7 protein-coding genes are annotated in these 8,715 nt (G+C 72.9%); 2 read left to right on the top strand and 5 right to left on the bottom strand.

Annotation, left to right across the window (positions count from 1 at the left end; translation table 11 throughout):
• Nucleotides 1-140: 140 nt before the first annotated feature.
• The 5 genes from ACIRB7_RS33725 to ACIRB7_RS33705 are packed head-to-tail and all read right to left on the bottom strand — an operon-like array spanning nt 141 to nt 5,563.
• Nucleotides 141-1,451 (bottom strand): DUF58 domain-containing protein, encoded by a 1,311-nt coding sequence (locus ACIRB7_RS33725; protein WP_403606708.1) that lies wholly within the window; start codon nt 1,449-1,451, stop codon nt 141-143.
• Between the two features lie 12 nt (nt 1,452-1,463).
• The gene (locus ACIRB7_RS33720; RefSeq protein ID WP_403606705.1) at nt 1,464-2,447 is read right to left on the bottom strand and encodes an AAA family ATPase; all 984 of its coding nucleotides are present in this window, start codon (nt 2,445-2,447) and stop codon (nt 1,464-1,466) included.
• Nucleotides 2,444-3,646, bottom strand: coding sequence for a DUF4350 domain-containing protein (locus tag ACIRB7_RS33715; RefSeq protein ID WP_403606702.1), 1,203 nt, complete (start codon nt 3,644-3,646; stop codon nt 2,444-2,446). Before ACIRB7_RS33715 ends, ACIRB7_RS33720 begins: the two co-directional genes overlap by 4 nt.
• Nucleotides 3,643-4,335, bottom strand: coding sequence for a DUF4129 domain-containing protein (locus tag ACIRB7_RS33710; RefSeq protein WP_403606699.1), 693 nt, complete (start codon nt 4,333-4,335; stop codon nt 3,643-3,645). The genes ACIRB7_RS33715 and ACIRB7_RS33710 overlap by 4 nt, the downstream gene beginning before the upstream one ends.
• Nucleotides 4,336-4,339: 4 nt before the next feature.
• Nucleotides 4,340-5,563: a hypothetical protein gene (locus tag ACIRB7_RS33705; protein WP_403606696.1), complete on the bottom strand. Its 1,224-nt coding sequence runs from the start codon at nt 5,561-5,563 to the stop codon at nt 4,340-4,342.
• A 330-nt stretch (nt 5,564-5,893) separates the two neighbouring features.
• Between ACIRB7_RS33705 and mtrA the strand changes: the two genes are divergently transcribed.
• Together mtrA and mtrB are read left to right on the top strand one after the other, a co-directional pair.
• Complete coding sequence (gene mtrA, locus ACIRB7_RS33700; RefSeq protein ID WP_250769064.1) at nt 5,894-6,571, top strand: two-component system response regulator MtrA; 678 nt, start codon at nt 5,894-5,896, stop codon at nt 6,569-6,571.
• Nucleotide 6,572: 1 nt separating this feature from the next.
• The gene (gene mtrB / locus ACIRB7_RS33695; RefSeq protein WP_403606692.1) at nt 6,573-8,591 is read left to right on the top strand and encodes an MtrAB system histidine kinase MtrB; all 2,019 of its coding nucleotides are present in this window, start codon (nt 6,573-6,575) and stop codon (nt 8,589-8,591) included.
• Nucleotides 8,592-8,715 lie beyond the last annotated feature (124 nt).

The raw sequence follows: 8,715 nt of genomic DNA, 5'->3' as shown, positions 1-8,715 counted from the left end.
GGTACTGCAGGGGGGACCCTGTGGGAGAGTAGGACGCCGCCGAACAATCATTGTGGGAAAGCCCCGCACCTTATGGTGCGGGGCTTTTCTGCGTTTACGGGCAGGAACCCTTTCGGAGGGGAGGCACCCGTCGCCGTTCGTCAGAGGCGGCCGGCTGCTTTCAGGGCGAGGTACGCGTCTGCCAGAGCGGGGGCGAGGGTGTCGGGGGAGGCGTCGACGACCGTGACGCCTCGGCGGTGGAGTTGCTCTGCCGTGCGGGCGCGCTGGGACTGCGTCTGGCTGGCTGCCGCGGCCTCGTAGACGCCCTCGATCGTGCCGCGGGTGGTTGCCATCCGCGCGATGTGGGGGTCGGACACCGAGGCCACCAGGACGGTGTGGCGCTGGGAGAGCTGCGGCAGGACCGGGAGGAGGCCCTCCTCGATCGGGGCCGCGTCGAGGCTCGTCAGCAGGACGATCAGGGAGCGGCGGGGAGCACGTGCGAGGGCGGTCGCGGCCAGGCCGCGGGCGTCGGTCTCCACCAGTTCGGGTTCGAGCGGGGCGAGGGCGTTGACCACGGCGGGCAGGACGTCGCCGGCGGAGCGGCCCTGGACCTGGGCGCGGAGACGTCGGTCGTAGGCCAGGAGGTCTACGCGGTCACCGGCTCGGGAGGCGAGCGCGGTGAGAAGGAGCGCCGCGTCCATGGAGGCGTCCAGGCGGGGGCCGTCGCCGACGCGGCCGGCCGAGGTGCGGCCGGTGTCGAGGACGATGAGGATGTGGCGGTCGCGTTCGGGGCGCCAGGTGCGGACGGCGACCGTGGTCTGGCGGGCGGTGGCTCGCCAGTCGATCGAGCGGGTGTCGTCGCCGGGGACGTACTCGCGGAGGCTGTCGAACTCGGTGCCCTCGCCGCGGGTCAGCACGCTGGTGCGGCCGTCGAGTTCGCGGAGCCTGGCAAGGCGGGACGGGAGGTGCTTGCGGCTGGTGAAGGGCGGCAGGACGCGGACGGTCCAGGGGACCTCGTGGTTGCCCTGGCGGGCGGCGAGGCCGAGGGGACCGTACGAGCGGACCGTGACCCGTTCGGCGTGGCGGTCGCCGCGGCGGGTCGGGCGCAGGTTCGTGGTGAGGCGGCGACGTTCGCCGGCGGGGACGGTGAGCCGCCGGCGTGAGGAGGCCTGCTCGGTGCCGGGGCGCCAGCTGCTGGGCGGCCAGGCGTCGCGGAGCTGGGCGCGGAGGGTGCGGCGGGACGGGTTGGTGACGGTGAGCTGGACGTCCGCCGCGTCACCGAGTCGAACGGATGTGTCACCACTTCGGGTGAATTGGAGCGTTCGTACTGGCGCGGCCAGGGCGTAGTCGCACAGAATTGCGAGGGAGAGGGGCGCGTTCACCACGAGCATCCCCGTCCAGCTGGGGGCGAGGATACCGACGGGGAGCGATCCCAGGGCGGCGAGCAGCGCGGTTCGTCCGGTGAGGGCCATGGGGCGCCGTTCTCAGCGGGGGACGGGGACGTGGGCGAGGATCGAGTTGATGACGGAGTCGGGGGTGACCCCCTCCATCTCGGCCTCGGGCCGCAGGTGGATGCGATGACGCAGGGTGGGGAGAGCGAGGGCCTTCACATCGTCCGGGGTGACGTAGTCCCGGCCGGTGAGCCAGGCCCAGGCGCGGGCGGTGGAGAGCAGGGCGGTGGCGCCTCGGGGAGAGACCCCGAGCGTGAGTGAGGGGGATTCACGCGTGGCACGACAGATATCGACGACGTAGCCGGCGATCTCGGGGGAGATCGAGACCTTGGCGACGGCGGTCCTGGCGGCTTCGAGCTCGGCGGGGCCCGCGACGGGGCGGACGCCGGCGGCCTTCAGGTCACGGGGATCGAAGCCTTCGGCGTGACGGGTGAGGACCTGGATCTCGTCCGCGCGTGAGGGCAGAGGGACCGTCAGCTTCAGCAGGAACCGGTCCAGTTGGGCCTCGGGCAGCGGGTAGGTGCCCTCGTACTCGACGGGGTTCTGGGTGGCGGCGACGAGGAAGGGCTCCGGCAGGGGGCGCGGGGTGCCGTCGACCGTGACCTGGTGTTCCTCCATCGCCTCCAGGAGGGAGGACTGGGTCTTCGGGGGAGTGCGGTTGATCTCGTCGGCGAGCAGGAGGTTGGTGAAGACCGGGCCGGGCTGGAAGGAGAACTCGGAGGTCCGGGTGTCGTAGACCAGGGAGCCGGTGACATCGCTCGGCATGAGGTCGGGGGTGAACTGGACGCGCTTGGTGTCGAGTTCGAGAGCGGCGGCGAGCGAGCGGACCAGCAGGGTCTTGGCGACGCCGGGTACGCCTTCCAGGAGGACGTGGCCCCGGCAGAGCAGGGCGACGACGAGACCGGTGACGGCGGGGTCCTGGCCGACCACCGCCTTCGCGATCTCGGTGCGCAGGGCCTCCAGGGAGGCGCGGGCGCTGTCCGAGTTCATGGCGGTCTCGGGGGTCGGGGCGCTCATGAGGTGCGTACCTCTCTTTCGAGGGCGTCGAGTTGGTCCGCGAGGCGGATGAGAGTGGTGTCGTCGGCGGGGGCCGGGCCGAAGAGGAGGTTCCTGGGGTCCGCGGTTGTCTCGGGGAGACGGGCGGAGAGTGCGGGGAGGAGGCGCTCGGGGGAGTGGGCGTCCTGGGCGGGGACGCCGAGCGCGGGGGCGATCCGGGTCCGGGTCGCGGTGCGCAGGACGGTGGCGGCGCGGTCGCGGGCGTTCGCCTTGCGGTAGAGGCGGGCTCGGCCCTCGGTGGTCTCGGAGGCGCGGAGGGCGACGGGGAGGCGCTCGGTCACCAGGGGGCCGAGACGGCGGCCGCGCCAGATGGCGGCGAGCAGGGCCGCGACCGCGAGTTGGAGGGTGCCCCACAGCCAACCGGAGGGGATGAGGGCGAGGAAGTTGCCCGTGGTGTCGTCGTCGGGTGCGTCGGCGGCGGCGGAGGTGTCGGAGAGCGAGGGGAGGTACCAGACGAGATGGGGCCGGGAGCCGAGGAGTTGCAGAGCGAGCGAGGCGTTGCCCTGCTGGTCGAGACGGTTGTTGTAGAGGATGTCGGGCGAGCCGAGGAGGACGGTCTCGGTGGCGTCGGGGCCGGGGATGCGGACCAGAGACGGCAGGCCGTCGGAGGGGTAGCAGGCGTCGGCGTCGGCGTCCGGATCGGTGATGTAGCGCTCGCCGCCGAGGTCGACGCTGCCCGCGCGGGTGGCGGCCTCCAGCGTGCAGGAGGGGGCGCGGTTCTCCACGGGGGTGCTGGTGGTGCTGGTGACGTCCGGGGCCAGGGTGGGGAGGGAGGGGCGGCCGGCGCCGAGGAGGACGGTGCGGCCCGCGGATTCTGCGATGGTCCGGCGGAGCGTGGACTGTTGAGTCTTCGTCAGCAGGTCGGGTGCGGTGACGAGGAGGGTGCTCGCGGTGTCGGTCGCGGCGGTGGCCTCGTCGAGGGTGGTGGCGAGGGTGATGGTGACGCCCTGGGCCTTGAGGAGTTCGGCGACGGCGCGGCTGCCGTGGGGGTCGGCGGAGCGGGGGTCGAGCGCGCCGTGGGAGCCGGTGGATCGCATGGTCGCCAGGACGATGCCGCCGATGAGGATCAGGGCGAGGACGAGGGCCGCGCCGCGGGCGCGGGTCCAGAGTTGACGCGGGGTCAGGGCGATCGATGTGGTGCCGGCGGCCGGGCGGCTCATGCGGGCGTCCCCGTGGAGGTGGTGTCGAGGGTGGGGCGGGTCCGCTCCAGGGCGGTGTCCAGTTCCTCGATGCGGCGGTACGAGGGCTCGTCGGCGGTGCGGCCGCCGTATGTGACGTCGTCGAAGGCGCGGGCCGCGAGGCGCAGTTCGTCCGCGTGGGAGGGCAGGAAGCGGCCGGCCTCGGCGGCGGCCTCGTCGGCGGTGCGGCCGGGGCGGGGGTCGAGGAGGGTGCGCTCTTCGAGGGAGCGGACGACGGCCCGCATGCGTTCCTGGACCGCCTGGTTCCAGCGGCCGGCGGAGGCGTGTCGGGCGGCGGCGGCCCGGTGGTCGCGGGCGGTGTGGGGGCCGTCGGGGAAGAGGGAGTCACCGGTGGTGCCGGGGGCACGGCTCGGGGTGCCGAGGCGCCACCAGAGGGCGGCGACGAGGGCGGCTGCGAACAGGACGACCACGACGAGGCCGAGGACACCGCCGGGGGTGGCCCCGGACGCGGCGCCGAACAGGTCGCCGAGCCACTCCCAGAAGCGGTCGAGGCCGCGCTGGAGGAGGTTCGGGTCGTTCTCGTGGTACATCGGCTTGGACAGCTCCCGTTCCGCCGCCTCGCGGGCGGGGACGCGGGAGAGGTCCACCGGTACGTCGATGTCGGCGCGCAGCCGTACCGGTGTCGCGGCCGGTCCCCCCGGGGCCGTCACGGCATCAGCCTCCGACGGTCTGGTCGCCCGGTGTGGGGCCGTAGCCGGGGAGGCCCGCGGCCCGAGCCAGTTCGAGGTCCAGGGCTTCGCGGCGGATGCGCTGGTCCACGTAGAGGAGCACCGTCACGCCGGCGGAGATCGGGTAGGTGATCGCGCTGGTGATCACCCCGCCGATGCCGGTGATGATCAGGAACGTCCAGCCGAAGGTGGTCGCCGAGCCGGAGAGGAGGCCGGAGAAGCCGTCGCCGTCGGCCGCGATGCCGATGATCGTGAACGGAATCGCGATGATCATGGAGAAGACGAAGATCAGCAGCTGGGTGAGGAGGGTGATGCCGCAGATCCGCCACCACGAGCCCTGGACCAGCTTGGCCGAGCGCTTGAGCGACGGGATCACGCCCTGGCGCTCCAGCATCAGGGCGGGGGAGGCGAGGCTGTAGCGGATGATGAGCCAGGCTGCCACCGCCAGGCCGCCGAAGCCGCCGAGGAGGATCAGGGCCGCGCCCGGGGCGCCTCCGATCAGGAGGCCGGGGAGCACGCCGGTGAGGACGACGCCCGCGGTCAGGGCCGCGAGCAGCAGCGTGAGACCGATCAGCTGGAGGAGCCGGGGGCGGGCCTCCTGCCAGGCGGAGCCCAACGAGACCGGGCGGCCGAGTACGGCGCGGCTGATGACGACGGTCAGCAGGGCGGCACAGGCCACGGAGGCCATCAGCGTCACGAGGAGGGCGGGGCCGAGACCGATCAGGGACGACTGGGCCGAGTCGAGGGACTGTTCGAGCACCTCGGCGGGGGTGGCGTCGGGGTTCGCCGCCGGGGCCGCCGGGACGAGATACCGCTGGGCCAGGATGTGGGCGATCTGGGAGATCACCGCGACCGTGACGGAGATCGTCAGGACCGTGCGCCAGTAGGTGCGCAGCGTCTTCACCGAGCCGTCGAGGATCTCGCCCACGCCCAGCGGGCGCAGCGGGATCACCCCGGGCTTCGCGGCCGGAGGCCGGCCCCAGTGGGGGTTCGGCGGCGGGCCGCCCCAGCCCTGGCCCCGTACCGGGGGTCGCGGCGGGGCCGGAGTCCGGTCGGTGGGCGGGGACCACTGGCCGGCGGGCGGCTGGTCCTTGGACCACTGCGGGGCGGAGCCGTTCGCGTCGGCCGGAGCGGGCCGGGGAACCCGGGAGCCGTCCTGGTCGTCGGAGGGGGCGGATCCGGGCGAGGTCCAGCCCGGAGTGTCGTTCACGGTCGTCCACCTCGGGGGAATGGTCGCGGTGCCGGATCGGCGGACCGGCTCGGTCACGGCGGCCGACACCTGACACGGCGGCGGGCCGGGTGCCATCGTGCCACGCGGGGCCCGCCCGTGGGCGGGACCGGCCTTGTCCTTCGTACGTTCGTCCGGACCTTCATTGTGCGGGCGGCAGGCTGCACACTGTGCGGATACCCGATCATCTCGCGCGAACCGTGCGATGGCGGGCCGAGCGGGTCGCGGTCGACGGGATCGCGGTCCGGGCTGGGGGAGGCGCTGTGGGACAGGTCACGGCAGGTAACGATTGGCTAATGGGATGATGTCGATATGAAGGGACGCGTTCTTGTCGTCGACGACGACACCGCACTGGCCGAGATGCTCGGCATCGTGCTGCGGGGTGAAGGGTTCGAGCCGTCGTTCGTTGCGGACGGTGACAAGGCGCTTGCCGCATTCCGGGAGGCCAAGCCTGACCTGGTGCTGCTCGACCTGATGCTGCCCGGCAGGGACGGCATCGAGGTGTGCCGCCTGATCAGGGCCGAGTCGGGTGTGCCGATCGTCATGCTCACGGCCAAGAGCGACACGGTGGACATCGTCGTGGGTCTGGAGTCCGGGGCCGACGACTACATCGTGAAGCCGTTCAAGCCGAAGGAGCTCGTCGCCCGTATCCGGGCGCGGCTGCGGCGGTCGGAGGAGCCGGCTCCGGAGCAGCTCACCATCGGTGACCTCGTCATCGACGTGGCCGGGCACTCCGTGAAGCGGGACGGGCAGTCCATCGCCCTGACCCCGCTCGAGTTCGATCTGCTCGTCGCGCTCGCGCGCAAGCCGTGGCAGGTCTTCACCCGTGAGGTTCTGCTGGAGCAGGTCTGGGGCTACCGGCACGCGGCCGACACCCGGCTGGTGAACGTGCACGTCCAGCGGCTGCGCTCGAAGGTCGAGAAGGACCCGGAGCGCCCGGAGATCGTGGTGACCGTCCGTGGCGTCGGGTACAAGGCGGGGCCGAGCTGACATGAGTACGGGCAGTGCTGCTCCGAAGCCCGGGGACCCGGGAGTCCGTACGGGGCGGACTGCCGGACCGAGGCGGGGGGGCTCGCGTTCCGGTCGTCCGCCTCGTGGCGGACGGCTGTTCCGGGACGGGGCGCCGGGTGGACCGGTGCTCCGCCTCTTCGCGCGCTGGGTGCGCCGACCGCTGCTGCCCGCTGTGCGGCTGTGGCGGCGGAACATCCAGCTGAGGATCGTCGCGGGCACCCTGCTGATGTCCCTCGGGGTGGTGCTGCTGCTCGGCCTGGTCGTCATCGGCCAGGTCCGCAACGGTCTGCTCGACGCCAAGGAGAGGGCCGCCCAGGGCCAGGCCGCGGGTGGCTTCTCCGCCGCCCAGGACAGGGCGGCGACCACCTCGTCGGCGCCCGGTCAGCAGGTCGGCGGGCGGACCGGTTCGTCCGTGAACTGGCGCTCCACCCTGGTCGAGCAGCTCGCCAGTGGTGGGCAGAGCGCCTTCAACGTGGTGGCGCTCTCCCTCGACAGCGACGACACCGCGAGCCGTGGTGTGCGTGCCTCCGGTGAGGTCGACCCGGCCGCGAGTATCCCCGTCGATCTGCGGGAGTCGGTCGCCCAGGGCGCGGACACCTTCCAGAAGTTCACCAGGATCCACTACACGAACGGCAAGGCGTCCGAGGCCGGTCTGGTGATCGGCAAGCGGCTCAACGACGCCGACGGCACCCAGTACGAGCTGTACTACCTCTTCCCACTGACCCAGGAGGAGGACTCCCTCACCCTGGTCAAGGGCACCCTGGCGACCGCCGGTCTTTTCGTCATGGTCCTGCTCGGAGCCATCGCCTGGCTCATGGTGCGCCAGGTCGTCACGCCCGTGCGGATGGCCGCAGGGATCGCCGAACGGCTCTCGGCCGGGCGGCTCCAGGAACGGATGAAGGTCACCGGCGAGGACGACATCGCCCGGCTCGGTGAGGCCTTCAACAAGATGGCGCAGAACCTTCAGGGCAAGATTCAGCAGCTTGAGGAGCTGTCGCGGATGCAGCGGCGGTTCGTCTCGGACGTCTCGCACGAGCTGCGCACACCGCTGACCACGGTCCGGATGGCGGCCGATGTCATCCACGAGGCCCGGGTCGACTTCGATCCCATCACCGCCCGCTCGGCGGAGCTCCTCGGCGACCAGCTCGACCGTTTCGAGTCGCTGCTCTCCGATCTCCTGGAGATCAGCCGTTTCGACGCGGGTGCGGCGGCCCTGGAAGCCGAGCCGATAGACCTGCGGCAGGTCGTGCGCCGGGTCATCGGTGGTGCCGAACCGCTGGCCGAGCGCAAGGGGACCCGGATCGTGGTCGTCGGCGACCAGCAGCCCGTGGTGGCCGAGGCGGACGCCCGCCGGGTCGAGCGGGTGCTGCGCAACCTCGTCGTCAACGCCGTCGAGCACGGCGAGGGCCGGGACGTGGTGGTGAAGCTGGCCGCCGCGGGCGGGGCCGTGGCCGTCGCCGTACGCGACTACGGCGTGGGACTGAAGCCGGGCGAGGCGACCCGGGTCTTCAACCGCTTCTGGCGCGCCGACCCGGCGCGGGCCCGGACCACCGGCGGCACCGGCCTCGGTCTCTCCATCGCGGTCGAGGACGCCCGGCTGCACGGCGGCTGGCTCCAGGCCTGGGGCGAGGCCGGTGGCGGCTCGCAGTTCCGGCTCACGCTGCCGCGTACCGCGGACGAGCCGCTGCGGGGCTCCCCGATCCCGCTGGAGCCCGAGGACTCGCGTCGCAACCGTGAGCAGACGGCCGTCGGGCGCGCCCAGGAAGGTGCCCGGCTGGCGTCGGTGCCGGAGCAGTCCGCCGGCGACCGGCAGCAGTTCCCCGTACCGCCGAGGCTTCCGGCGTCGCCGCGGGCTTCCGTCGACCCGACGGCCCTGCCCGGCAGCGGCGCACGGGTCGTGGCGCGCGCGGCGACGGACGGCGACGGCTGTGGGGTGGGTCCGGTGACGGCCGGCGGAAACGGGAACGTGGAGCGGGAGGACGGGACACGTGGGCGCTGACTCCCGAGAGGGACGCGCGGGGCGGGGCTTCCGAGAGGGGCATGCGGGGCGGGGCTTCCGAGTGGGGCCGGCGGTGCGGGTCCGGAGTACGCGCGCGGTGGTGCTCGCCGCGTGCGGCGGGCTC

This window comes from Streptomyces sp. NPDC093795, from assembly GCF_044764665.1.
Lineage (GTDB): Bacteria > Actinomycetota > Actinomycetes > Streptomycetales > Streptomycetaceae > Streptomyces.
Note: the sequence above shows the minus strand (reverse complement) of the source record. Positions and strands in the feature narration are given on the sequence as shown.